The 25,061-nt window shown below is 58.9% G+C and carries 19 protein-coding genes; 8 read left to right on the forward strand and 11 right to left on the reverse strand.

All coding sequences use genetic code 11. The features are described 5' to 3' along the window. Positions 1 to 241: 241 nt before the first annotated feature. The 3 genes from HMPREF3042_RS09700 to HMPREF3042_RS09710 are packed head-to-tail and all read left to right on the forward strand — an operon-like array spanning position 242 to position 3,462. Positions 242 to 1,198 carry a ParA family protein gene (locus tag HMPREF3042_RS09700; protein WP_070857001.1) on the forward strand — a complete coding sequence of 319 codons (957 nt, stop codon included), beginning with the start codon at positions 242 to 244 and terminating at the stop codon, positions 1,196 to 1,198. A 21-nt stretch (positions 1,199 to 1,219) separates the two neighbouring features. Continuing rightward, the gene (locus HMPREF3042_RS09705; RefSeq protein WP_070857002.1) at positions 1,220 to 2,497 is read left to right on the forward strand and encodes a ParB/RepB/Spo0J family partition protein; all 1,278 of its coding nucleotides are present in this window, start codon (positions 1,220 to 1,222) and stop codon (positions 2,495 to 2,497) included. An 11-nt stretch (positions 2,498 to 2,508) separates the two neighbouring features. Next, positions 2,509 to 3,462: a hypothetical protein gene (locus HMPREF3042_RS09710; protein ID WP_070857004.1), complete on the forward strand. Its 954-nt coding sequence runs from the start codon at positions 2,509 to 2,511 to the stop codon at positions 3,460 to 3,462. Positions 3,463 to 3,488: 26 nt separating this feature from the next. Here HMPREF3042_RS09710 and HMPREF3042_RS09715 read toward each other — a convergent pair whose 3' ends face one another. From HMPREF3042_RS09715 to HMPREF3042_RS09745, 7 genes are all read right to left on the reverse strand, one after another. Beyond that, entirely contained in the window at positions 3,489 to 4,673 is a 1,185-nt protein-coding gene (locus HMPREF3042_RS09715) for an N-acetylmuramoyl-L-alanine amidase (protein ID WP_070857005.1), read from the reverse strand. Between the two features lie 412 nt (positions 4,674 to 5,085). Further along, on the reverse strand, positions 5,086 to 5,406 hold the full coding sequence (gene trxA, locus HMPREF3042_RS09720) for a thioredoxin (protein ID WP_070628759.1): 321 nt from the start codon (positions 5,404 to 5,406) through the stop codon (positions 5,086 to 5,088). 393 nt (positions 5,407 to 5,799) lie between these two features. Next, the gene (gene trxB / locus HMPREF3042_RS09725) at positions 5,800 to 6,738 is read right to left on the reverse strand and encodes a thioredoxin-disulfide reductase (protein ID WP_005511625.1); all 939 of its coding nucleotides are present in this window, start codon (positions 6,736 to 6,738) and stop codon (positions 5,800 to 5,802) included. Between the two features lie 168 nt (positions 6,739 to 6,906). Then, entirely contained in the window at positions 6,907 to 7,470 is a 564-nt protein-coding gene (locus tag HMPREF3042_RS09730; RefSeq protein WP_246822405.1) for a sigma-70 family RNA polymerase sigma factor, read from the reverse strand. Between the two features lie 235 nt (positions 7,471 to 7,705). Then, positions 7,706 to 11,308: a murein biosynthesis integral membrane protein MurJ gene (locus HMPREF3042_RS09735; RefSeq protein ID WP_070857008.1), complete on the reverse strand. Its 3,603-nt coding sequence runs from the start codon at positions 11,306 to 11,308 to the stop codon at positions 7,706 to 7,708. A gap of 27 nt (positions 11,309 to 11,335) precedes the next feature. Next, positions 11,336 to 13,873 (reverse strand): hypothetical protein, encoded by a 2,538-nt coding sequence (locus HMPREF3042_RS09740; protein ID WP_070857049.1) that lies wholly within the window; start codon positions 13,871 to 13,873, stop codon positions 11,336 to 11,338. 6 nt (positions 13,874 to 13,879) lie between these two features. Continuing rightward, positions 13,880 to 14,737 carry an NUDIX hydrolase gene (locus tag HMPREF3042_RS09745; protein ID WP_187401106.1) on the reverse strand — a complete coding sequence of 286 codons (858 nt, stop codon included), beginning with the start codon at positions 14,735 to 14,737 and terminating at the stop codon, positions 13,880 to 13,882. Positions 14,738 to 14,897: 160 nt separating this feature from the next. Here HMPREF3042_RS09745 and HMPREF3042_RS09750 point away from each other — a divergent pair, with 160 nt between their 5' ends. From HMPREF3042_RS09750 to HMPREF3042_RS09765, 4 genes are read left to right on the forward strand one after another with little or no spacing between them, the layout of a single operon-like run. Next, positions 14,898 to 16,340, forward strand: a complete 1,443-nt coding sequence (locus HMPREF3042_RS09750) for a CCA tRNA nucleotidyltransferase (protein ID WP_049181955.1) — start codon at positions 14,898 to 14,900, stop codon at positions 16,338 to 16,340. After that, positions 16,340 to 16,981 (forward strand): YqgE/AlgH family protein, encoded by a 642-nt coding sequence (locus HMPREF3042_RS09755; protein ID WP_070857010.1) that lies wholly within the window; start codon positions 16,340 to 16,342, stop codon positions 16,979 to 16,981. The genes HMPREF3042_RS09750 and HMPREF3042_RS09755 overlap by 1 nt, the downstream gene beginning before the upstream one ends. Continuing rightward, a complete protein-coding gene (locus HMPREF3042_RS09760; protein ID WP_141762919.1) occupies positions 16,982 to 17,767 on the forward strand; it encodes an AzlC family ABC transporter permease in 786 nt (261 codons plus the stop codon). A 2-nt stretch (positions 17,768 to 17,769) separates the two neighbouring features. Continuing rightward, positions 17,770 to 18,120 (forward strand): branched-chain amino acid transporter permease, encoded by a 351-nt coding sequence (locus HMPREF3042_RS09765; RefSeq protein ID WP_038627068.1) that lies wholly within the window; start codon positions 17,770 to 17,772, stop codon positions 18,118 to 18,120. Positions 18,121 to 18,173: 53 nt separating this feature from the next. On the opposite strand, the gene HMPREF3042_RS09770 is transcribed toward HMPREF3042_RS09765, so the two are convergent. The 4 genes from HMPREF3042_RS09770 to HMPREF3042_RS09785 all read right to left on the reverse strand — a co-directional run bounded on the left by HMPREF3042_RS09770 (position 18,174) and on the right by HMPREF3042_RS09785 (position 22,008). Next, positions 18,174 to 19,088 carry a hypothetical protein gene (locus HMPREF3042_RS09770; RefSeq protein ID WP_246822406.1) on the reverse strand — a complete coding sequence of 305 codons (915 nt, stop codon included), beginning with the start codon at positions 19,086 to 19,088 and terminating at the stop codon, positions 18,174 to 18,176. Between the two features lie 14 nt (positions 19,089 to 19,102). Continuing rightward, positions 19,103 to 20,233: a DUF695 domain-containing protein gene (locus tag HMPREF3042_RS09775; protein WP_070857012.1), complete on the reverse strand. Its 1,131-nt coding sequence runs from the start codon at positions 20,231 to 20,233 to the stop codon at positions 19,103 to 19,105. A gap of 108 nt (positions 20,234 to 20,341) precedes the next feature. Next, positions 20,342 to 21,325 (reverse strand): bile acid:sodium symporter family protein, encoded by a 984-nt coding sequence (locus HMPREF3042_RS09780; protein WP_070857013.1) that lies wholly within the window; start codon positions 21,323 to 21,325, stop codon positions 20,342 to 20,344. 71 nt (positions 21,326 to 21,396) lie between these two features. Beyond that, positions 21,397 to 22,008, reverse strand: coding sequence for an SdpI family protein (locus HMPREF3042_RS09785; RefSeq protein ID WP_070857016.1), 612 nt, complete (start codon positions 22,006 to 22,008; stop codon positions 21,397 to 21,399). Positions 22,009 to 22,068: 60 nt separating this feature from the next. On the opposite strand from HMPREF3042_RS09785, the gene leuS reads away from it, so the two are divergent. Next, positions 22,069 to 24,987, forward strand: coding sequence for a leucine--tRNA ligase (leuS, locus tag HMPREF3042_RS09790; RefSeq protein ID WP_070857018.1), 2,919 nt, complete (start codon positions 22,069 to 22,071; stop codon positions 24,985 to 24,987). Positions 24,988 to 25,061 lie beyond the last annotated feature (74 nt).

Raw genomic sequence — 25,061 nt, forward strand, 5'->3', positions numbered from 1 at the left:
GTTTGTGTTCTGGTTTCGGCATTGAGGCGCGTAGTGCCGTCGGGCTAGAGTGGGATAAGTATCGCGGTATGGCAAAGTCCTAGCGACCAAGGTGGATGTTTCACGTGAAACATTCCACAATCGTCGGCGTCTAACGGTTGTTGGGGCTTGATGATTACGCTTTTGCAGATAGTTACTAAGTTTTAATTCGCACTCCAGTGGCCATGATTGGTGATTGCTGTGCTTGTAAGGGGAATAGTTAATGAGCCGGAAGTCCTGGCAAGACACACCCATCGCTGCGGCAGCTCAACGGGCGGCGCAAGTTAAAGCCCCGAACCGTTTATCGCTTCCACGCCCCGAGCGACCGCGTCGTATCACGATTGCCAACCAGAAGGGTGGCGTGGGCAAGACCACCTCGGCAGTCAACATCGCTTCGGCGCTCGCGCGGCATGGTCTCAAGGTTCTGGTCATCGATAATGACCCGCAGGGAAATGCTTCTACGGCCCTGGGCATTGAGCATGTTTCCGGGACTCCTTCGACCTATGAGCTTCTCATCGGCGAGCTGCAGATTGACGATGTCATCCAGCGTTCCCCTGAATCTGAGAACCTCTATTGTGTGCCGGCGACATTGGACTTGGCGGGCTCCGAGATTGAGCTGGTCTCGCTCCTGAACCGTGAGCGCCGACTTCTCGATGCAATTCCAGATCAGTACTTGATTGACAACGGCTTCGACTTTCTCATTATTGACTGTCCGCCTTCGCTTGGTCTGTTGACGCTGAATTCGATGACCGCCGCCAACGAGGTTTTGATACCGATTCAGTGTGAGTTTTACGCCTTGGAGGGTGTGACGCAGCTGATGAATAACGTGCAGATGATTCGTCAGCATCTCAACCCGGAGCTGCATATTTCTGCTGTGCTGCTCACTATGTTCGATGGCCGCACCAAGCTGTCAGAAGAAGTTGCCAATGAGGTTCGTAACTACTTCGGCGAGGTTGTTCTGCGTAATCTCATCCCTCGATCCGTGAAGGTATCGGAAGCGCCGGGATATTCGCAGACCGTAATTTCCTACGATCCAGGGTCTCGGGGCGCAGTTGCTTATCTTGATGCTGCAAAGGAATTGGCAACGCGTGGCGACTATTCAGCAGTTCCTGGGGGAAGTGCGATTGGGCAAAAGCCAGCTTCCTCCCCTACCCCGTCCAATTCCACTGAGCCAAATTAAAGCAACTAGGAGTAGTAACCCATGTCGAATCAAAAAAAGGAGAACCGCAAGGGAGGGCTCGGTCGCGGTATCGCCGCGCTAATCCCAACTGCTCCGGCGGCTAACCCGTCGGTAGGTGAAAGTGCCGCGGATATTATTTTCGGTCCCCGCCGTACCGAGGGGACGAAGCAGTCTGGAAGTAGCGGAGTTGCCGACGTACTGGGCGCAGCCGCGACGGGATCCGGCACCTCGGCGCCTGAGAGGAAAAACGCCGGAAAATCTGCAAAATCCGGGCAAAGTAAGCCGCATACTAATGAGGCCAAGAAACGTCACAGTGACGATAAGGCCATTGGTAAGCCTAGCGATGTTTCACGTGAAACATCGCCCTCAGCAACGTCGGAAGTAGCGGACTACAGTGGCGCCGAGGCTGCTGATGTTGACGCTTCGGCCGCAAACGAGTTTGGCGCGACCTATCGCGAGGTCGATTTGAAGCTCATCACGCCGAACCCGAAGCAGCCACGAGAGGTCTTCGATGAAGAGCCCTTGAATGAGCTTGCTCACTCTATTCGTGAGTTCGGTCTATTGCAGCCGATTATCGTACGACCAATCTCAACGGATAATCGTGCGGCAGCGCTCGAGGCAGCGCGCAAGGAAGATCCGAATGCGCTGCAACCCGAGTTTGAAATCATCATGGGTGAACGTCGCTGGCGTGCTTCTCAGCGAGCTGGAATTGACACGATTCCCGCCATCGTTCGCGATACTCCAAATCAGGACATGCTCCGCGATGCCCTACTAGAGAACATCCATCGCGTGCAGCTGAACCCACTCGAAGAGGCCGCTGCGTACCAACAGCTGCTCGATGAGTTTGGTGTTACTCAGGCAGAGCTGGCAGATCGTATCGGTCGCTCGCGGCCCGTTATTACCAACATGATTCGACTCTTGCAGTTGCCGGTGGAAGTACAGCGACGAGTAGCGGTCGGAGTTCTGTCGGCTGGCCACGCACGTGCCTTGCTTGGGGTCAAGGCAGGTAAGGAGGAACAGCAGCGCCTCGCCGAGCGAATTGTTGCTGAAGGACTATCTGTCCGTGCGACCGAAGAAGCAGTGACATTACTCAATGCAGGCGAGCGACCGAAGAAGCAGCACCGCGAGCCCACTCCGCAGCCGGAGGTACTCCACAATTGGGCTGATCGCCTGTCCAATTCTTTTGATACGAAGGTGACTGCCCAGATGGGCAAGCGTAAGGGCAAAATTGTCATCGAATTCGGCAACCTCGAGGACTTTGATCGCATCATATCACTGATGCATCTCGACGAAGAGTAAACCCGGTTACTGTGACTGAAGTATTCATCGAGAAAATCTCGCTGGCCGACATCGATGGAATCTATCCGGAGACGATGTTAAGCCTGTTTTGGGAACAGGGCATGGAGCATATCCGTACTGCAACTGCCCTACCCCACTTCTCGTCTGAGCCGCGCGAACCTAATTTGGACCCTCGCAAGCCAGAAGAGGATGAAGCCCTCAACGGCGATTTAAAGCATTCGGACAGCCAACCCGCTACTCGGCCTACCGGAGCTAGTGAGAGCCCCTTAAATAGCGTCCTAAGCTCTGATTTAGCCGCCCAGGTGCGCTTGGAGAAGGAAGCATGGCTCAATACCGTCTACCTTTCCTGGGGACCGTGCGGATATTCGCTACGGCGAAAGCCACCGGCATCACTTATCGATGGGAAGCCTGAGACCGTCGGCACGCTCCTCTTTGCGCCCCCGCGCTTCTGCCCGACGACATTTTCCATGCCTTCCGGGCCAATATCGCCGGATGCGATTGCGCTGACGAGTCTCCATTACAACGCTTTAGACGTCGATGATGACATGCTCCGCGTTCTCATTGTGACCGCTCTGCACAAGCTCGCGCTGCGCGGGATTTCAGCGGTAGAGGCGTTTGGTTGCAGTGGCACAGCGGATTCTATGTCGGGACCCACGCCGTCATCGCCAACGCCTGACGACGGTACGGAGAATCTAATCGCTGATTTCGAGGCGCAACTCGAAGAAAAGCTAAATCCAAAGCCGTGTATCTCAGATTCGTTGGCGGCGATTAACCATAACGCCGGTGATTTAATTCGTACGCGAACCCTTCTTGACTCCGGGTTTCGGGTGGTGACTCCACATCCGATTCATCCGAAACTCCGTATCGAGTTGGATGCGGAATTGGACTGGGATGAAGAAATCGGTCATGCGTTGGATCTAAGTGCGAAAGAACCCTTTATGCGCTCAAAGCTGTTCAGTCTCTAGCACCGGGTTACATAGGTCGGCCGTGTTTAGGCTTTTTCCTCTTCAATCAGCTGAGCAAAGCTGTAAGCGCCGGTCATTGGTTGCTGCTCTTCATCGCCCAGGTACAGACGCTTTACAGCGACAACGATAGATTCGGCAATTACGTCCCGCTGATCTGGGGAAGAAAGAATTGCCACGTCATCCTCATTGGTCAGGTAACCAACGGCGACTTCCACCGTGGGCATCCTGGTCAGACGGAGGAGATCCCAAGTACGGGCGTGCGAGCGGCAGTCCACCAGGCTCGTACGGGCAACAATTTCCCGCTGAATAAGGCCAGAGAGCTGTTCGCCCAGAATGGAGTTGGAGCCCTTCATCGAGCCGAAGTAAAAGGTCGCAATACCGCTGGCGCGGTTGTTGTGATAGTGATCAGCCTGCAGGGAGATGAAGATGTCAGCGCCAAATGCGTTGGCCATCTCAGCTCGATCTTCGATAGATGGGTTGTCGGTACGAGGACGAGACAGAATAGTCTCTGCACCCGCCGCGACAAGACGACCTTCGATGCGAGAGGCCAAATCCCAAAGAATTTCCTCTTCAGAAATCTGACCGTAGGGGCCGTCGACCACGACGCCGGGCTCCCCTGCCCCAAGGCCTGGATCAATGACAATGCGCTTGCCTGAGAGCTTAGGCCCCATCGTGCGCAGGATTTCCTTCTCGTGGAAAGCGTTTACCGAGCCACCAGTAACCCTTCTACCCAAGTAGCTGAGCGCTCGGAGAGTAACGGGGCCACAGATACCGTCCGGCTCCAACCCGTAATTGAGCTGGTATTCACGCACAGATGCATCGGTCTTCGGGCCGAAGTGGCCGTCTACTCGGGCATCGTGGAAACCGAGCTCCTGCAAGGTAGCTTGGAGGACGCCCACGTCCTCACCGGTCATTTGTGACAGTGGATCGTAGGACAGTACGCGGGTGCCCAGAGTGTACGAAGCTTCTCGCAGTAGGCGCAGGGTGCTGTCGCGGATGATGCCGTCGGCATAGACACCGCGGGACTGTTGGAACGCCAGGAGAGCGTTGCGCATATCCTCATCAAACAGGTCGTCGTCACCAGACCACTGAGGCGAGTTTTCCTCTGCAGCTGAGCCCTCCCAGTTGGGCAGAAGCCCAAGACGAGCCAGGGTAGAACGTACCTCGGCAACACGAGGTGACCTATCGCCCACCTTCAGAAACTCTGGCACGAAAACTCCCTTCCGAACTCCACAATTATGTTCAGGCCGTTGTGGGGTCCTCACAACACTTAATCAGTATTACTGGCCAGTGAGCTAAACGAAACTTCAGTTAAGAAACTCCGCGCACTCTCAGAGGATATGGTCAGCAATACCTCTTAAGTTGGCGGCAACCTGGTTCCTTCACGGTATTAAGGAAGACGTAAACCGCCATTTCCAGCAAGATTACCAGGTCGCAGGCGCGAATTGATTGTTACGAGGGCGCGTCGGCAAGCCCGACGGCAAAACCCCAGAACTAACTCTAAATCACAACCATAACTTCAGTCACATCTTAATGGGGCGTGTCCAAGGAAGGTGGGAGAAGTGAAGTGACGGGTGAGCAGTTGCGACCTCGTATCGGATAAGGAGCAACCCCTGTTTTTTTTTAAAGGTGCTTCTCGATGAGCGCCGTGATTTCGCCCTTCGGGCGGACTCCGCGAATCTCTTCGACCTTCTTGCCGTCCTTGAATAGGAGCAGGCTTGGGATGGACATAATCTGGAACATGCCAGCCAGTGCACGCTCCTCATCGACGTTGACCTTGGCGATGACGGCCTTGCCATCGAGCTCGGTCGCAACCTCGTCGAGAACGGGAGCAATCTTCTTACACGGGCCACACCACTCTGCCCAGAAATCTACAAGTACCGGCTTATCGGATTCGAGGACATCGGACTTAAAGGTATTGGCGGTGACAGTTACCGGAGCCATGAAATTCTTCTCCTTAGAATGAGCTCGTTTGAGTTCTTAGTGGTTTTGATTCGTGCTCTTGATTCTAATTTTTCAACCTAGTTTCTTCAGTCTCGCGTACGGATTTGGCGCTAAAGGCGTCAAAAATTAGGGCTTCCGGTGGCGCGAGTGAAGTACTAAATTGTTAATTAATGGTGTTCTTGGGAACGCTGCGAGCGCTCGATGGGTGCGGGGCGGATCGGGCTATAACACGTCCCGCTGCGCCCTCATTGAGCGACAGCTAACAACAATTGGGCTGACTGACTATCGGGTACTCCCAATAGTTGGATGTCTGCAATCGTTGGCGTTATCCAACAATTGCACCGCCCCAACTAATAGCTGTTTATCCAGCTAGCGAGACTGCCCTGCTGTCAGCTACCGAGCAACAGTTTCCAAGTAGTGCTCAGCATCCAGCGCGGCCTTGCAGCCAGAGCCGGCGGCGGTAATTGCCTGCTGGTAATGCGAGTCAACAACGTCGCCCGCTGCAAAGACGCCCTTGAGGGAGGTCTGGGTGCTCGGAGCGGCTACCTGAATGTAGCCATTCTCGTCGCAGTCCAGCTGATTGCGAACCATCTGCGAACGTGGCTCGTGGCCAATTGCTACGAACATGGCAGTCACATCGAGGACGGATTTCTCGCCAGTGACGGTGTCTTCCAGCTCGAGACCGGTAACTGAACCCTTGTCCTCACCAAGAACCTGGGACACAACCTTGTTCGTCGCAAAGCGAATCTTGTCATTGTTCTGGGCGCGCTCAACCATAATCTTTGACGCGCGGAACTCGTCGCGGCGATGGACAATCGTCACCGAGCGGGCGAACTTGGTAAGGAAGGTTGCCTCTTCCATCGCGGAGTCACCGCCGCCGATGACGGCGATATCGTGGTCGCGGAAGAAGAAACCATCACAAGTGGCACAGGCGCTGACACCGTGGCCCAGCAGTGCCTGCTCGCCCGGAGCGCCGACATAACGCGGAGCGGCACCGGTTGCCAAGATGACAGCGTGAGCCTTGTGCTCTTCTTCGCCAACCCAAACAGACTTGATGTCGCCGGTGAGATCCATGCGATCGACAATCTCCATGCGCAGGTCAGCGCCGAAGCGCTCAGCCTGTGCGCGCATCTGATCCATTAGCTCTGGCCCCATGATGCCCTCGGAGAAACCTGGGTAGTTCTCCACGTCGGTAGTCGTCATAAGCAGACCGCCAAACTCGATGCCCTCGAACACTACAGGCTTCAGGTCGGCGCGAGCTGCGTAAGTGGCAGCCGTATAACCGGCGGGACCGGAACCGACAATGATTAGGTCGTGAACGATATCGCTCATGAAGACTCCTATAATTTTTATCTCTCGCATCACATGGCGCACAGTGATGCTCAGTAGCGAGCAAATTTTTCAGCTCCGGGAAAGAAACTACCGGAACCAGCTACCTCAACCAACGTGAGGTTAGCCATCTCTATTCCCCTCCCCTGCTTCTCCCCTGCTTCGCAGTTGTTAGGCCACCTGCACTTCTTCCAACTGTCGCCGAAGCGCACGCCGCGCCCGCGCTCGTCGAGACTTCAACGTTCCGCTCGGCTGCCCAATACTGCGAGAGGTCTCCTGCAGCGAATACCCAAAGATGTCCAAGTACAACAGAGCATCCCGCTGATCCGTTGGTAACTGCTCCAATGCGGCGACCATAGTCACTCGTAGCGGAACATCCGGGCAGGGAATCGGCTGTGAACTCAGAAGCGTCTCAAAATCTTCGTCCTTATCGCACAGAGAGATTTCCCCGAAACGACCGCGGATGTGGTCAATACACGCATTCTTCACGATGCACGTCAGCCACGTCGCCACCGTAGAACGCCCGCGAAAACTCGCCGCCCCCGCAATTGCCCGCGCCAACCCCTCCTGTACCCCATCTAAGGGATCGAAATCATCCCGACGATATCGCCGCGCCATAGCTACCAACTGCGGGTGATAACGCTGTGCCAACACCGCGAACGCGCGACGATCCCCCGCCAGGTGCGCCTTTAATAACTCACGATCAACCTCGTCCGCAGATGCATGCTTTCGCATACCGACGACGCCATAGTCCCCCAGTCGCCGACCCGCATGGGCCTTACGGTGACTGTCCCCAATTCGATTTCTTCCCCCAAAGTTCATGGCTCCTATGCAAACACGAAACCCGCGCTCTCCGCTTGGCAAAACTGCCGTGGAGACCGCGGGCTGTGGATGAATTTCAAAATGTCCCAGTAGCTGTGGATAACTTGGGACAACTTAAACTGTTGCCGCCTAAGGCAAGCTCAGAGCGTTATTCCGTACCACGCACCTGGATATCGCCAATTGCAACTGGCAGCAACGAATCCGGGGATTGCTCAGCCAGATTGCGGTCGCCGACAAGTGGGTTGTCCGAATCGGAATTCTGCGACTCAGCATCAGCATTCGTATCAGCATCAGTGTCTGAGTTGCTGTCGGCTACCGCTTCCGCAGCCGTCGGCAAGCCGGAGATCCAGACAACAAGGTTCTTCCACTCGGTGTCGCGGCTATCAATTTCGATAGTTGTCGTACCTGAGGTGGCGGTTGCGCTACCGAGAACCGTTGTGTCATCCAAGTTTGTCGAGCCAGCATCGCGTAGGCCGCGAACTTCAATGTGTGCGCCCGGGGTCGCAGAGACCTTAAGCTCTCGAATGGTTGCCGGTTCATCCAGAGTGACCCGAATACCAACACCAGGTTTAAAGTCCTCTGGACGATTGCCGAACTGGCTGAGGTAAGTAGAAGTTACCCAGAAGCTTTCCTCGTCATTATCGATGGTCAGCTCAGCCATGTCCGGATTGTCTGGACCTGCTGCAGGGTTGTCGGTGTCGGCTTGCCACTCGCTAGCGTCGGCAAGCGAGAGCGTCGTGACCGGAGCCGGACCGCGTCGTACGGACTCGGAGTTAATCGGTGCGTCCGAGGAACGGTTAACCAGACCAAAGATGCCCGCGGCGACAAGTGCACCGACAATGACTACGCCGACAACGACTGCGCCGGTGCTGAATGCGCGGGTGCGATTCTTGGTGTGATGAGCGTTTGATTGGGCTGCACCGCCGGCATCGACGGATTCGCGCGCACCGGTGTCGGGGTCGATTGCGAGAAACTCCGAAGAATCGGGGCCCAGTGCTGCGGCGCGCAAGTCCTCGGCGAGCGTGCGAGCTGGCGACTCCTGCCCATTGAAGTTCTCCGGGCGTGTTTGCTTCGCGCGGTCGATGGCAGCAGAAATATCGGAGGGGATGTTCGTCACGCTGTAGAACAGCTCGTCGATGACTGAAAGCAACGCGCTGTAGTCCGAACGTTGCGAGCTATTGGGCAAAACGACGGGGAAAGCGTCGTAGATGTGGCCGTCGCTGCTGATGCGCAATTGTCCAGGCTTGTTTGTCAGGCCAAGGCAGCGTCCAGATTCGTGGGCGTCGGCGATCGTCTCGGCAAGTGATGCAACTGCGAGTGCCAGGGCATCCGGATGGGCGGCCTGATCGAACCGCTCAATACCGATACTGCTGGTCCAGTCGGCGACGATGAGCACCTCGGTGCGCGTCTTCGCCACGCTATGAATCCGCGACATCCCGGCGCCGGCCAGGTCACGCAGCTCATTGGTGGTCGTGGCAATCTTCTGGGCGGCAGCCGATGGCGAAGTGTCGTAGTACGGCAGTGCAATCGTGTCGACGAAGACAAGTGCGACATCTGCGTTATCGGGATCTCCCATATCCATGGCGCGCCACAGGCGCAGACCTGGGTAGGTCGCGACTTCAGAACGCAGACGGAAACGTCCACCTGAGACCATCTCGCCGGGTACATAGCGGGTTGGGCGAGAACCCTGCGTCGGCATCGGCGGCAGCAGCGGCGAAGCGGTGAAGCCCTCGTTTGCCAGACCCGTGGCCTCGCCAATCAGGTTCGACGGGGCAATCGAGAAAGCATCAGCGGCGAAGCCACGTTCGCGCTCCATATCCTCACGGTCGGCGACGGCATTGTCGGCTGCATGAGGCTGCGGAGCAAAGCGGCGTAGACCCGGAATGCGGCCGAGGAAGCCGCCCAGAACGCGGACCTCTTCCAATGGAGCCTGAGCGAGCACCAGGCCGGTACCGATGAGGAAGACCACGCCGGTGACGATGGTCTGCAGCAGCACGCCGAAGGAACCGAAGAAATCGAACAGCACAAGGTCGGTCAATGCGAATGCGCCCCAAGCAACGGCGACACCGACAAGCGACGCCCCCAGTGCCCACAGCACGGTGTGGACGGTCGCCTTACTGTCCAAGTGTCCGAGAGTGCGGCGCAAGAGCAAGAAGCCAATTACTGCGCCGGCGACGAAACCGAAACCGTTGGCGGCACCGAGCAACACGACGACGGTCTCATCGTCAGAAGCCAGACGAGGAGCGAAGAACGACAGAATCACCTTGACGGTGGTAATGCCGAGGATGATGAAAGTCGGGGTCCAGGCCTCTTCACGGGCGTAGAAAACACGCAAGTGCAAAAGTACGATGGCATATGGAATAAGCGAGAACGCCGAGAAGGACAGCGTCCAGCCGAGAATCTCCGCGGTTTCGCGGGGGAACTCCAGATACGCGAAAAGCCCGACGGCGATGGGGCGGCCGAATGCGGTGAAGAAGGCGACGATCGGCACCAGCGCAATCATGGTCAGACGCGTACCGATGGATAGATCGCGGACCACTGCCCCATCATTGCCGTCGGCTGCATTGCGGGACAGTCGCGGCATGATGGCGGTCAGCAAGGTAACGCCGATGATGCCGTAGGGCACCTGCAACAGCAGCCAAGCCTGCTGGTAAATCGTCGGCGCTGCCTTGGAGGCAGTCGAGGCAATATTGGTGGTGATGAAGTAACCAGCCTGCGAAATTGCCACGTAGGTGATAATCGCAACACCCATGCCGGTGAACTGTTTGATGCGGTCGTCGATACCCCACAGCGGACGCAAATCAATGCCCGCGCGCTTGAGGTAGGGAATCATGATGGCTGCCTGAATGACGACACCCAGAGTGGTACCAAGACCCAAAAGCAGGATGTGCGGATCGGAGAGTGAACCGTCCGAATCCGGACTCAATTGGCCGGGCAGGAACAGATATAGCAAGAGCGTGGCAATGGCCACGACGTTGTTGGCGACAGGTGCCCACGCACCGGGTTTAAAGATTCCCTTGGTGTTTAGCACCGCCATGAGCAGCGCAAATATGCCGTAGAAGATGATTTGCGGCAATAATAAGAACGCAAATGACGTCGCCAGCGGAACGTTGACCTTACCGGCCTCGTTAAGGCTCAATCTGGTCAATAGTGGCGCACCTATCACTGCTAGCACCGTCACCACTGCCAACAGCGTCATAGAGACAGTCAAGAGACGTCTAATGAAGGCGGCACCGTGATCTGGATCCTCCTTCTCCGCGCGCACCAACACCGGCACCACCAGAGAAGTCAGCACCGCGCCGAGGACGATTTCCGTAATCAGGTTCGGCAGTGTGTTGGCGACGTTGAAGGCTGAAGCCACAGCCGGACCCAGCGTCGCGCCGATGAGCAGGTTTCGCAAAAAACCCGTAATGCGTGAAATCAGGGTAGCGATTGCCATCGAGCCCGTGGAGGCGACGATGTCCGAGTTCGACTGTCCCTGATTTGCGTCCGTCGTCGAGCCCGCGGAGGAATCGCCGGAAGCGGTTGCTGTCGCAGTCGCCGCCTTTGCCGGCGATGGTGATGCCGATTCCGTCATCGCGTCAGCGGCGGTATCGGCATTTGCCTTATGGCCGGATACGCGAGTTAGGTCCGGGGCCGCTTCGGCCGGCTGAGATTCAGCCGTTGGCCGCGCCGCCGGAACCGGAGCCGGTGGCGCGGGCCGACGAATGCGGCCTCGAAGTCCAGATTTATGCGCGTCTGAGTCAGTCACATGTCCTATTGTTGCTTAAAAGGGGGTCTATTTCCGAAAGTACTGTGACCGTTTTGCGGCAAAAAACCCACCAACAGTGACGATGACGAGGGTCACGACAGCCAAAACCCCGACGGAAGCGCCGGATTGCACGGAAATACTCACTGATTGAGAAATAGGCGTGCCGCCAGGTGATTCGAGCCACAACAACAGGTTGTGGGAATTTTCTCCACTATCCCGTGGCCGGTCTCCCTCTGGAGCATTGGTTGCCGGAGTGGATTCTGCATCATCACCCGACTTCGGAGTGAACTGAACAGTCACCGACCCCTTGGCAGGGATGGCGGCCTCATACTTCTCCTCCATCACCGAATCTCCAGAGCCGACGCGCACGAACGCGGGAACCGGCAGTGGCAGACCATTGCGAGCCAGCACCGCAATCGGCGACAGCTGCGTTGCGCGGGTGTAGACACCGCCGGGAGCTACCAATGTCACTGAATTGCGCAGACGTCGAGTCATAACCAGTGCCTGGTCGCTGAGTTCTTCGCTCCGCCGCTGCACGTCAGTTGACTGCAGCTGATTTCGCCGGCCGAGAGTGGTAAACGAGCGCAGTAAGTCGTGCCGCAGGGGGCGGGTGAATTCATACCGCGTCAGCGCGACGTTGGGATCGTTGGACATGATTGTGGTCAGGTCCGTGATTTCGCGGGAGGCTATCCGAGCCTTCTCCACGAGCGCTTCACCCACCGGCGCGGGATCGGCGAGCTCGTCAACTGGGGTAACCGAGCCCGCATCCAGGTCACGAGCTGCGGCGGTGATGGAGTCCATCAGCGGAGTTAGCTCAGCCAGGTTAGCGTCCACGGCTTTCCGAACCGCGGCCATGAAATCTTCAGCGTCGCTAGCGTGTGGATCCCAACCGGACGGTGGTGCTGCCACTACAGCCGCGCGAGGGGCATCCGAATCAGTCAGTGATTGGAACAGAGTGCCAATCGCTGTCTGCATCCGTGCAGCCTCGGAGTCGATTCGGAAATCGTAGCGTCCGAGCAGATTCGAATACGCCACAGTCTGGGGAGACCGTCCTGTTGCAGCCAGAGAGGCTGTCAGTGCCCCAGAGAGGGCGAAGGCGCGGCTACCGTCGGCAAGCACGCCACTGTGGCCAGGCCGTAGTGTCTGACCATCGGCGGTGATAGTGGTGTTGTCCGCGACTAATACGGTGGTGTCGTGCGCGGCTTCGCGTGGAGTGGGCGAGGGAGGCAGCGTCTCGCCGGTATCTACGCGGTCTTCGAATGCGCGCTCCGGGGTGGTTCCGTTCAGAGCTGTCGCCGCCGAGTACAGCGGGGCGCTTTCCGACGTTACGTATCCCTCGGCGGGCAAATAGATACCCGGCAGTGTCTGAACGTCCAAATGCTTGGCGATGGTCTGCCGACCAGCGGCGAGTGCCTCCATGGAAAGCTCTTGATCCGCCACGCGAGCTACGGCGCTGGCATCGGTGCCGCCCCACGGCAGTGACAGTGTGCATGTGTCCTGTGTGAGATCGTGCAGCCGATTAAGCCAGTCGGCGGCATTGTCGCTGGCGGGCATATGCGTGAGATTGGTGTCATCCGCGTTTCCCCAGGAATCCCGCAGTCGTGGAGAGGACTCCACAGGACTTGGGCGGCTGGTGCCAATCCAGTAGTCACGGGTCATCCGGGAGATTGCATCGAGGGTCTCCGGGTCGATGGCGATGCATGTCGATTCCCGCAATCTCTCCCCATCGGGGCCGGCAAAGCCTTTTTCCAACGAGGTGAGCAAACCGTCGAGGCGGCCACCGCGTTCGAGAGACTCGGCCAAAGAATTGTCGGTGAGGATGAGATTCGGCGACGAGGGTGCGTCACCGGTCTCACCGCCGACCACTGGCACTGGCTGGCTGATGGGCCAAATCAGCGAAAACGGCACTGGGTCACGGCGGGTGGGCGCATCGGAATTGTCGGTCTCATCGTTGTCGTTCTCATCACCGGCAGGCGGTTCCGGCTCATCACCTGCGGCTTGCGAATCCGTCACCGGTAGCAGTGCGCGTGTTTCCGCCAGCAGGCGGTCGATGTCATCTTCCGGTTGCCCGTTAGCATTGATGAGCAGCGGAAACGTGCCGGCTTCCGTGATGTCGAGTCCTTCTGGGGCCGGTGCGGAGATAGGAACACTTAGCGTAACCTCACGCGTCTCGCCCGCTTTCAGCTCGATGGGGGCACTGAAGGTACCAGCCACATCAAACACCGATTCAGGCTCAGCGAGAATCGTCCGCGCATCTGCAGAGGAAGCTAGTGCGCCGGCCCGCTGTGGGCGCAGCGCAACATTGCTGATATCCGCGTTGGAGGTGTTGTGCACCTGCACCTTGATGGTCAGTGTCGAATGTAGAGCCGCGACATGCGGAGCGAAGCTGGTTATCGAAAGCCGAAGGGGTCCCTGTTCACCGACTCGATTGGTACCACTGCCCCACAACTGCTCATCTTGCGCAAAAGCTGGGGGCGCAACGGCCGTCGGCAAGCACAGTATGAGCGCTGCGGTGGCGGCCGTGACTTTACGAACAACATTCCTTGGCAACTGCAACCTGAACATGCGCAATCACCTCGGCGTCTGCCGGCCTGCTCGCTTTTCCGCGCGGGCGAGATCGGGCAGCAGATTGTGCGCGCGCCGGGCCAGTTTGCGTTCGTCAGCGTAGGCCAACCGCTCCACCAGGGTGTCTACCGGGACCCACATGACCTGAGTGACCTCGGGATCTTCGTCGTTCAAATCGCCATCGACGTAGCGCAGAAGGTGATGGTGCACGGTCTTGTGAATCCGTGTGCCATCGGAGACAAACCAGTAGTCAATCACACCGAGCTCCTCGATGACCTCGCCGCGAATGCCCGTTTCTTCCCACACCTCACGTTCGGCGGTGGAATCGAAAGCTTCGCCGGGCTCGACATGGCCCTTGGGCATCGACCACAGCAGGCGCCCGCGACGATCGTGCCGACCAATCAGCGCGACATAAATCCGTGACAGGTTGACTTTGCCGCCATCGCCGACCGCCTCAGCAAGCCCCGAGACGACCAGTCCGCCCGCCGAAGTCTCAATCGAGGTCTGCATCGGCGCTGCATTTTGCGCGCGCGACGAGTGCGCACGGCGATTGTTCGTACGCTTCGTCTGTGCGTGACGACGGCGATTGTTCCTATCCTGACCGTTCTTACGGCCACCGCGGTTGTTCGACTGCTTCGAGGGTCGTGCCGACTTCGGTGATTTGGAAGATTTCTTGGCGCCACCGGAGTTTGGCTTGGCCTTTTGGGGGCCATTGGCGCCGGAGCCACTACGTTTTGCGGAATTTCCGCTGGTAGTAGCGCTATTGGTGTTGGTGGACGCGGAAGCGCCACCCCTTCTGCGCGGTCGCCGACGACGTCGACGGCTCTTCGCCGCCGAGTTGTCATTGCGTACCACGTTGTTCATTCCACTTAGACTACCGGGTTTATAGGTATAAGCGGGTATTGTGTCGGTCGTGACACAATCGACTCCTTCAACGACAAATGGTGACCAGCCCGGGGGGACTACACCTCACGGCGCTACTCCGGCGGCTGCTGATGCGGACCCACAGGTGCGTAGGACGGCAATGCTGGCAGTGGCGGATCAGGCGATTGCTAAGGAGTCGGAGATTCTCGATTCGCTGGCAGCTGCGTTTAGTGCAGCTGGCCACCGTCTGTACCTTGTGGGCGGTTCTGTGCGCGATGCTCTCTTAGGGCGACTGGGCGTGGATCTCGATTTCACCACCGACGCACGCCCGGAGGTGACGCGCACGATTCTCGATGACTGGGCGGACATTGTCTGGGATACCGGCATTGAATTCGGCACACTCTCCGCGGAACGGCATGGCCGTCAGGTGGAGATCACCACATTCCGTGCGGATACGTACGACCAGGTCAGTCGCAATCCGGAGGTCACTTTCGGTGACACGCTGGAGGGCGATCTAATCCGCCGTGACTTCCGCTGTAACGCCATCGCCGTGGAGCTCCACGGTGACGGCACCCGCACCTTCCTCGACCCGCTCGGAGGTTTCGAGGATCTTGTCGCGGGTGTGTTGGATACCCCGGGGGCGCCGGAGGTGAGCTTTGGCGATGATCCCCTGCGCATGCTGCGCGCCTGCCGCTTCGCCTCCCAGCTGGGGTTCGACGTGGCACCGCGTGTGCTCAAAGCGCTGAAAGAAATGTCCAGCGAAATTGACCGCATCACGGTTGAGCGCATCTCCACCGAGCTGAACAAGCTCATCCTGGGTGCGGACCCAAGCCGAGGTATCAACCTGATGGTGGAATCGGGGTTGGCCGACCGCGTGCTGCCGGAGATCTCCGACATGCGCATGACGCAGGATGAACACCGCCAGCACAAGGATGTCTACCAACACTCTCTGCAGGTCATGCGACAAGCTATTGACCAGGAAGAACCCGGTGAACCAGACCTCGTGCTGCGCTGGGCGGCACTGCTGCACGACTGTGGTAAGCCCGCTACTCGCGCCTACAACGAGCAGGGCAATGTCACCTTCTACCAGCACGAGGTCGTCGGTGCGAAGCTGGTGCGTCGCCGGCTGCGCAAGTTGAAGTTTCCGAAGAAGATCAGCCATGAAATCTCGCAGTTGGTCTACCTGCACATGCGCTTCCACGGCTACGGCGAAGGCAAGTGGACGGACTCAGCGGTGCGACGTTATGTCAACGACGCCGGAGATTTGTTGGAACGACTCAACAAAATCGTGCGGGCCGACTGTACGACGAGAAACCGTCGTAAAGCAGCACGCCTCGCACGAGCCTGCGACAGTCTAGAAGCGCGAATCAAGGAGCTCGCTGAGCAGGAGGACCTCGCACGCGTCCGCCCCGACCTGGATGGCAACGAAATCATGGAAATTCTGGACCTGAAGCCCGGCAAGGAAGTCGGACAGGCCTGGAATTACCTGAAAGAGCTGCGATTGGAGTCCGGTCCGCTGGAGCGTGAGGATGCTATCTTGGCGCTGAAGAAATGGTGGTACGAGCAGTCCGGTGAGCAGGCTGAAAGCGAAAGTGAGAGCTAATGGCATCGATTAATCCGGAAAATCTCTATGGCGACCGGCTTTTTACCAGCCTCGAGCGCAACGACCCGGCCGCCGGTATGCTGCTGCTCGCAGCCCCCGGCATGCTCTCGCCGGAGTTCGCTCGTTCGGTGATTTTCCTCATTGAACACGATGAGCACGGCACCCTTGGTGTCGATCTCACGCAGCGTTCGCAGACGCCTGTGCACAATGTGCTCGAGCCTTGGGCGTCACTGATGGCTAAGCCGCCGGTGCTCTACGTCGGGGGTCCGGTCAACCAGACGCAGCCAATCTGCATTGGTGTGGTGCGAAATGGCGCTACCCTCCCAGAGGAGACCGACAGTATTACCGGTGCACCGCTGATGGAACGCATCGCCCACAGGTTTGCACTGGTCAACCTCGGTGTGGAGCCGGAGGACGTACGCGACCGCATAGATGGCGCGCGTATCTTCGCCGGTTACGCGGGCTGGGATCCGGGGCAGTTGGAAGAAGAGCTCGATCGCGGTGATTGGTACGTCGCCCCTGCCCTGCCCTCTGATGTACTCGCGCCTGCTGCCGCTGACATCTGGGGTGATTGCATGCGCCGTCAGCCCTGGCCGCTGCCACTGTATGGCACCTACCCCGTAGATGTACGTGACAACTAAATGGGTCAGAACATCAATATCGAAGGAAATAGCGCCGAGGTAAACGCCACTGCAACTAGCGACCGCAGCGACATAGCTGCCGGCATTCGGCAGACACTGCCCGTGGGCATGGGTCTCATTCCGCTGGGGCTCGCATTCGGCCTACTCATCGCACAGACTGGCTTTAGCTGGTGGTGGGCACCCATCTTCTCCTTCGTGGTCTACGCGGGGTCGATGGAATTCCTCGCTGTCGGCCTGGTTATGGCCCATACAGGTCTGCTCGGCTGTGCCGTGACCTCGTTTATGGTCAACTTCCGCCACGTTTTCTACGGGCTGACGTTCCCCCGCGACCGGATACAGTCTCGTCTCGGCCGCGCATATTCCACATACGCGCTAACCGACGAGTCGTATGCCATTGTCTCTGCGGCAAATCCGGCTGAAAAGATGTCGGGCCGCCGACTGCTGACGATTCAGATTCTCTGCCAGTTGCTGTGGGTGGGCTCCGGTGTTGTCGGGGCGTTAACCGGCGCAGCATTGCCCGAAGGGATCCGCGGTGCCGAGTTCGCACTGGTGGCGCTCTTTACGGTGCTGGCCATGGACGCCTTTGAGACCTCCAAGGATTGGTCACTGCCCCTGGCCGCTATCGTCTGCACGTTGGTCGGGTGGCTGATTAACCCGAACCAGATGCTGGTCATCGGGTTGTTGATGTACTTCGGCATGCTGCTGTTGCGCGTGTGGTCACCACGAGTGGATCGGGTGATGCGCATGACATCGTCAAGCAATCAGCGTGTAACGGAGGGAGAGTGAGCATGACCGCGATGCCCGATTCCGGCTATGTGCTAGCCGCGCTCTTTGCGATGGGTGCGGTGACAGTTGCGTTGCGCGCACTGCCGTTTGCGTTCGTGCGGACCCTGAAGGGCTCTCCCCTGTTCGAATTCCTCGGCACGACCATGCCGGTTGGAGTCATGATGGCGCTGGTGGTTTACACCGTCTTTGGACGGTTGGGGCTCAGCGGTGAGGGTGGCGACCCCGGCGCTGCCTGGGCCGTGCCTGTGGCGCTGGTCGTCACCATCTTCCTGCATTGGTGGCGGCGCAACACCGTAATCTCGATATTCGTAGGCACGGCGCTGTATATGGCCCTCGTGAACCTTGTCGCGTGAGGTGCGCTGCGTAAGCGCTGTGTGAGGCGGTGCCAGCGGCTAGCGGTCAGTGGCTAGAACTGCGCCGGTACCTGGCCTGTGAAGTTCGGCAGCCCCGGAATTTGCGGCAGCTGCGGGGATTCTGGCAGGTTCAGTAGTTCGCCGAGATTCGGGCTCTCAGGCAGATTCGGGATGTCTGGGATGTTCGGCAGGCTCGGGCTGTCGGGCAGGCCAGGAAGCGATGGAGTGCCCAGCGTGCCGCCGAAGGCATTCTGAACATCGCTGGTGTGAGTTTCCTTCGTCCCGTAGGTGTTAGCAGCGACGCTGAAGTCAGGGCCAATGGATGCCGAGGCGTGAACGCTCTGGCGGTCATCGGACCAACCCCACTTTGTGCCAATAACACCAGGCAGCGTGGCAGTCCCATAATCCTGACGGTAGCCATCCGCTGCCACAGGTGACGCGGTGCTCATAGCAACCAGCACCGGGTCAGAAGTGTTCTCACGCTTCTTGGCCTCCAGGAACTTCACGGTGTCAGCGCTGGACGTAGTGGAATTGCCCCAGTGGCCCGCACCGTGGGTGTTGCTGAGGCCGTACTCACGCGCCGTGGCGTTAATGGAGTCCGGGTAACGGCCGTAGAGCTCACTGGCAATGTTGTCATCGGAGTAGCGAATCATCTGTGTGGCCTTCGCCTTGTCCGCTTCGGTGCCGTGCTTGAAGACGTAGTCGGCAATGTAGAGCTTGACAATCGACAGCCCCGGACGAGCTTCATTCTCGTTGGCCGTACCGTAGTGAGCGCCGGTCGGGGTGTGGGTAAAGCTGATCTGGGTGCGCCCCGGAGCATCAATAGTGCCCTGTGGAGTCAGTTTCGGCTGCGGAGCCGCAGCGACGTTCCCGGCTGCCAGCGGAAGGCTGGTGACAGCGATGACACCGGTAAGCCCCAGGCGAATCGCGCGAGATGGTCGCGGAGTAAGACGATGACGAGCGTTCATAACAAAAAACCAATCTACACGCGCAGGTGGCCGACGCGCTGCCAAGCTGGATCGTAAGCGGTGTCGACAACGTGCTCTCCGTCGGTCCACGTCTCCGCAACAGCTCGCAGACCCGCCTCCGCATCAGATGCCGGGTCAATAAAGAAGTGCATCAGAGCCATACCGTCGGACTGCTCAGTTGCGACAAAAATACCCTTGTCCTCAGCGATGGCTTCAGCGGCAGCGGTATTGAACTCGGAGAGGGATTCCTTCGACTCGTCCGTCGGCAAGCCCTTGTCGTCAATGTGAGCGAGCATGAGCTGAATCAGTACATGCTGCGTCATAGTCGGGCTCACCAGCTGCGTAATCGGAGCGCGAGTAGCGACGACGAGCGGCTGGCCGTTGGCTTCGGCATCAATGGTGAGCCACTCCGGGCACTCTTCCGCGAGCTGCTCGACGACACCGCCCAGCTCCGGTAGCGGGATAGCACCTTCCGGCTCCTCGCCAGCGAAGGCGAAACCGCGCAGCCACAGGCCGAAGTCCTCCTCCCCCAGAGCCAGCTGCAGCAGTGTGAAACCGAGCTGAGCTACCAAACGCTCACCGTCCTCCAACTGAGCAATTGCCGGGAACAGCGGGTGGAATAGGCGAACGTCCACTGCCCCATGACCACTGCTAACAGCCACGCGGGCATCTGCCGGATCGACCTCGGCGGGAGCATCGGCCTCGAGAGCACCCTGTGCAACCAACGTAGCTGCGACATCCCCCAGCGACAGCTTCATTGCCGGATCCGCCTGGCGGAGGTCGGTGAAAGACCACACCGCGCCGTCGTCAGGCGCGGCCTCCAGCCAACGGCGAGCGACCGGGCGCAGCTCTGGATCGCCGGCAGCGCTAACAGTCAGAAGATGGCGAGAGTACGGAGTGCCAGCCTCAAACCCCCAGATGAGCCGGTCATTAATGGCGGCGATGCGGCCGCCGACCTCCTTCTGGACATCAATAATGTCCACATCGGCGGCGTTCGGGGCACCATCGATACCGAGTTGGACACTAAACATAGAGTCGAGCGCATCGGCGCCAAAAGAGTTCCACCACGACCAGAACTCGTTGATCGCGGTCTCTTCTGCGGCGCGCTGTTCCGGGGAGAATGGAGCCGGATTCTCGTTAGCCATACTGAATCTCACACTTTCGTTTGCTCGTTTAAAACCGAACCTTATGTTGTGCGCCCCAGTATATGTGCCAAGCCGGATTCGCCCCTCGGGTCCATGCCCTAGACCGCGTTAAGCGGGTTGTGGCCCCGGCTCAGCTTCTGCTTCCTTGCCCCAGCGAGCGGCGTAGACCGCACAGATCATCAGCTGAATCTGGTGGAAAATCATCAGCGGCAAAATGTAGAGGCTGGCATCGGCACCGAAGATAACGGCGGCCATTGGCAGGCCAGTGGCCAGGGACTTCTTCGAACCGCAGAACTGAATGGCAATGCGGTCCTTGCGGTCGAAGCCCATCTTTTTTGCGACGAAACCGGACAGCCGCAAAACGAATTCCACCAGCACTACCGAGAGCACACAGAGGATGACAATGTCGCCGGCCGGCACCTTCGACCAAATGCCCTGCACCATGCCCTCGGAGAACGCGGCATAGACAACCAGTCCGATGGAAAGTCGGTCAACGTTCTTAGTCGTCTTCGCGGCGGCAAACTTCAGGGTCCAACGGCGAGTGAGCTGGCCGATTGCGAACGGCAGCAGCAACTGCAGCGAAATATCCAAGAACACCGACGAATCCACATGAACGCCGCCACCAGTGGCCATCAACAGCATCACGAGCACCGGTGTGACGACGATGCCCAGCAGGTTAGAAGCCGAGGCACTGACGATTGCGCCAGCGACATTGCCCTTGGCGATGGAGGTGAAGTTCACACTCGACTGCACCGTTGACGGGGCCAGCGTCATGTACAGAATGCCCAGGTAGAGGCCAGGAGAGAGAATCCAATCCAGGGGTTTCATCAGCAGGCCGAGGATTGGGAACAGCACGAATGTGAAAGCCAGAATGGTTATGTGCAGCCGCCAATGCTTAACACCGGCCAACGCATCCTGCGGGCTCAAACGCGCACCATAGAGGAAGAACAAGAAGCCGATGGCGATCTTCGTTGCCCAGCTGAAAACCTCAGCGGTAGTGCCGCTTGCAGGAAAAAAAATCGCCAGTATCGCTGCAGCAACGATACCGACGATGAGGGGATCTGGACGCCAACTCACAATTCGTTGCCACATGGACAAATAGTTTAGTGGGCAACCAGAAGTTGTCTTACTATTTTGCAGAAGCTTTTCTCTGCAATAACTTTTTACTTCTTCTGCTCAGCTGCCTTGCGCAGCGCATCTTTGTCCACAGGCTTGAAAGTGGCATCCGCGGATGAGCCCTTGTCCGTGCACAGTCCTTCCAGGCCACAGGAGCTGCAGCCACCGGAGACACCGCAGTCTGCTGCTGGGTTGTCGGAGCAGCAGGCATCATCAGCTGCAGTATCAGCGGCATCAGTGGTGGCAGAGCCACAGCCACAGCCGCTGTCACCGTCACCGCACCCACAACCGGAGCCGGACTCGGCGGAGACCTTGGCGTCGTAAAGCGCGATGGTGTGCGAGCCGATAGCCGCACCAACGCCGAGCATGGCGATACCGGCGAGCAGAGCGACGGCGTACCACAGCCACATCCAACCAGAGGCCTCCGGGCGGATGGCGAGGAAGGCGAGCATGGCGGCGCCGAGGAAAGCGACGGCGGACACAGCCCACGGCGGCCCGGCAACGCGGTGCGTAATATCCCAGTTTTCCTGGGACTTTCGAGCCTCGGGCGCACGAATTCCAATCCAGTTATTACCCGGCAGCTTCGCCGACCATGCCAAACCAGCGACCACGGCTATGCAAACAGCCAGAACCAGGGTAATTACAGGGATGACAATCATGCTTCCAATTTATATAGGTGGTTGGGCACGTGCCAAACGCACCTATTAGACTGTGAGACCATGACCAACAGCGAAAAGTCCTCGTCCTCGGCAGAAGCCACTGAATACCGCTACTCCCCCGAGCTGGCGACTCAGCTAGAGGGAAAGTGGCAGACGTATTGGAAAGATAACGGCACCTTCTACGCCCCCAACCCGGTGGGCGATTTGGCAGCTGCCGACGGCTCGACTCCGCCGAAGGACAAGCTTTTCGTCCAGGACATGTTCCCGTACCCGTCAGGCGTCGGTCTGCACGTAGGCCACCCACTGGGTTACATCGCCACCGACGTCTTCGCGCGCTTCCACCGTATGCAGGGCGCAAACGTGCTGCACACCCTGGGCTACGACGCCTTTGGCCTGCCGGCGGAGCAGTTCGCAATCCAGACCGGTACGCACCCGCGCGTGACGACGGAAGCGAATATCGCCAACATGGAGCGCCAGCTGGGCCGCCTGGGGCTTGGCCATGACCGCCGTCGTGTTTTCGCGACCACTGACCAGGACTACTACAAGTGGACGCAGTGGATTTTCCTGCAGATTTACAACGCCTGGTTCGATGAGGATCAAAAGAAGGCCCGTCGTATCGATGAGCTGATTCCACTGTTGGAGTCCGGCGAGATGGCTACCAAGGACGGTCGCGTCTACGCTGAGCTCAGCGAGACCGAGCAGCGCGAAGCTGTGGATGAGTTCCGCCTGGTTTACCAGTCGAATTCGATGGTCAACTGGTGCCCGGGCCTCGGCACTGTGCTGTCCAACGAGGAAGTGACCGCCGAAGGTCGTTCGGAGCGCGGTAACTTCCCGGTGTTCCGCAAGCGGCTGGGCCAGTGGATGATGCGCATCACCGCTTACGCCGACCGCCTGGTCGATGATCTGGAGCTGCTGGACTGGCCGGACAAGGTCAAGTCCATGCAGCGCAACTGGATCGGTCGCTCCCGCGGTGCCGAGGTTGACTTCACAGCTGAGGTCGGCCCGAAGGTCTCCACCAAGATCAGGGTCTTCACCACTCGCCCGGACACTCTCTTCGGAGCCTCCTACATGGTGCTCGCTCCTGAGCACGAGCTGGTGGATCAGCTGGTTGAAGCCGGTAGTGGTTCCTACGAGGGGGTGGATGAGCGCTGGACCTTCGGCAAGGAAACCCCAGCTGAGGCCGTCGCCGCTTACCGCGCCGCAATTGCCTCCAAGTCCGACCTGGAACGCCAGGAGAACAAGGAGAAAACCGGCGTCTTCCTGGGCGCTTACGCCACCAACCCGGTCAGCGGCGAACAGGTGCCGGTATTCATTTCCGACTACGTCCTGATTGGCTACGGCACCGGTGCCATCATGGCTGTCCCGGCCCACGATGAGCGCGACTACGAGTTCGCCACTGCCTTCGGTCTGCCAATCCGCGAGGTTGTTGCAGGTGGTGACATTGCAAAGGAGGCGTACGTCGGTAACGGTACGTGCGTGAACTCCGCCAATGACTCCGGCCTGGACATCAATGGCCTGGACAAGGACACCGCCATCGCCACCGTCATTGAGTGGTTGGAGAAGGAAGGTGCTGGCCACGAGAAGATCCAGTACAAGCTGCGCGACTGGCTGTTCGCCCGCCAGCGCTACTGGGGCGAGCCCTTCCCCATCGTCTACGACGAGGACGGTCACGCCCACGCACTGCCCGAGTCCATGCTTCCGGTCGAGCTGCCGGAGGTCGAGGACTACAAGCCGGTCACATTCGACCCGGACGATGCCGACACCGAGCCAAAGGCTCCACTGGACAAGGCCACTGACTGGGTCAACGTCGAGCTCGACCTCGGCGACGGCAAGAAGAAGTACCGCCGTGACACCAACGTCATGCCGAACTGGGCAGGTTCCTCCTGGTACCAGCTGCGCTACATTGACCCGAACAACGCTGAAAAGTTCGTTGACCTGGAAAACGAGCGCTACTGGACCGGCCCCCGCCCGGAGACGCACGGCAAGGACGACCCAGGTGGCGTCGACCTCTACGTCGGCGGCGTCGAGCACGCGGTGCTGCACCTGCTCTACTCCCGCTTCTGGCACAAGGTCCTCTTCGACCTCGGCTACGTGACCTCCAAGGAGCCGTACCGCCGTCTGTTCAACCAGGGCTACATTCAGGCCTACGCCTACACCGATGCCCGTGGTGTCTACCAACCGGCGGATCAGGTAGTTGAGCGCGATGGTAAGTTCTTCATCCCAGGCGGCGCCGAAGACGGCTCCGAACTGGAGGTTTTCCAGGAGTACGGCAAGATGGGCAAGTCCCTGAAGAACGCCGTCTCCCCCGACGAGGTCTGCGACAACTACGGCGCCGACACCTTGCGCGTCTACGAAATGGCCATGGGCCCACTCGACACTTCCCGCCCGTGGGCGACGAAGGACCTGGTCGGCTCGCAGCGCTTCCTCCAGCGCGCTTGGCGTCTGGTGGTCAATGAGGACTCCGGTGAGCTCGCCGTCACGGACGCAGCGCTTTCCGACGACGACCTCAAGGCGCTCAACCGCACCGTGGAAGGGGTTACCTCTGACTACGCAGAACTGCGTGACAACACGGCCGTCGCAAAGCTCATTGAGTACGTCAACTACCTGACCAAGACCTACGGATCGGCCGGTGCACCGCGCGCCGCTGTGGAGCCGCTGGCTCTCATGCTGGGCCCGGTGGCACCGCACATCGCGGAGGAAATGTGGAGCCGCCTCGGCCACTCCGAGTCCCTGGCGCACGGTCCGTGGCCGGCAGTTGACGAGAAGTGGCTGGTCGACGACACCGTTGAGCTGCCAGTTCAGATCAACGGCAAGGTCCGTGCCCGCATTGACGTGGCTACCGATGCTTCCCGCGAGGATATCGAGGCCGTCGCGCGTGCCGACGAAAAGGTTGTCGCAGCGGTGGAGAGCGCCGGTGGCAATATCGTGAAGGTCATTGTCGTTCCGGGCAAGATGGTCAACCTGGTTGTGAAGAAGTAGCCAGGGAGGCCAGTGCGTACAAGAAAGTGTCTGGGGTTATGGCAGTTTAAGGCCTAAAATCGGCTCAAATTTGT

The sequence above is a fragment of the Corynebacterium sp. HMSC074C05 genome (assembly GCF_001838325.1).
In the GTDB taxonomy this organism is placed as follows: domain Bacteria; phylum Actinomycetota; class Actinomycetes; order Mycobacteriales; family Mycobacteriaceae; genus Corynebacterium; species Corynebacterium amycolatum.

Coding starts and splice junctions, on each gene's coding strand:
- HMPREF3042_RS09700 (WP_070857001.1), top strand. CDS start 242: ATGAGCCGGAAGTCCTGGCAAGACACACCCATCGCTGCGGCAGCTCAA.
- HMPREF3042_RS09705 (WP_070857002.1), top strand. CDS start 1,220: ATGTCGAATCAAAAAAAGGAGAACCGCAAGGGAGGGCTCGGTCGCGGT.
- trxA (WP_070628759.1), bottom strand. CDS start 5,406: ATGGCTCCGGTAACTGTCACCGCCAATACCTTTAAGTCCGATGTCCTC.
- trxB (WP_005511625.1), bottom strand. CDS start 6,738: ATGAGCGATATCGTTCACGACCTAATCATTGTCGGTTCCGGTCCCGCC.
- HMPREF3042_RS09730 (WP_246822405.1), bottom strand. CDS start 7,470: ATGCGAAAGCATGCATCTGCGGACGAGGTTGATCGTGAGTTATTAAAG.
- HMPREF3042_RS09740 (WP_070857049.1), bottom strand. CDS start 13,873: ATGTTCAGGTTGCAGTTGCCAAGGAATGTTGTTCGTAAAGTCACGGCC.
- HMPREF3042_RS09745 (WP_187401106.1), bottom strand. CDS start 14,737: ATGAACAACGTGGTACGCAATGACAACTCGGCGGCGAAGAGCCGTCGA.
- HMPREF3042_RS09750 (WP_049181955.1), top strand. CDS start 14,898: ATGCTGGCAGTGGCGGATCAGGCGATTGCTAAGGAGTCGGAGATTCTC.
- HMPREF3042_RS09755 (WP_070857010.1), top strand. CDS start 16,340: ATGGCATCGATTAATCCGGAAAATCTCTATGGCGACCGGCTTTTTACC.
- HMPREF3042_RS09760 (WP_141762919.1), top strand. CDS start 16,982: ATGGGTCAGAACATCAATATCGAAGGAAATAGCGCCGAGGTAAACGCC.
- HMPREF3042_RS09765 (WP_038627068.1), top strand. CDS start 17,770: ATGACCGCGATGCCCGATTCCGGCTATGTGCTAGCCGCGCTCTTTGCG.
- HMPREF3042_RS09770 (WP_246822406.1), bottom strand. CDS start 19,088: ATGAACGCTCGTCATCGTCTTACTCCGCGACCATCTCGCGCGATTCGC.
- HMPREF3042_RS09775 (WP_070857012.1), bottom strand. CDS start 20,233: ATGGCTAACGAGAATCCGGCTCCATTCTCCCCGGAACAGCGCGCCGCA.
- HMPREF3042_RS09780 (WP_070857013.1), bottom strand. CDS start 21,325: ATGTGGCAACGAATTGTGAGTTGGCGTCCAGATCCCCTCATCGTCGGT.
- HMPREF3042_RS09785 (WP_070857016.1), bottom strand. CDS start 22,008: ATGATTGTCATCCCTGTAATTACCCTGGTTCTGGCTGTTTGCATAGCC.
- leuS (WP_070857018.1), top strand. CDS start 22,069: ATGACCAACAGCGAAAAGTCCTCGTCCTCGGCAGAAGCCACTGAATAC.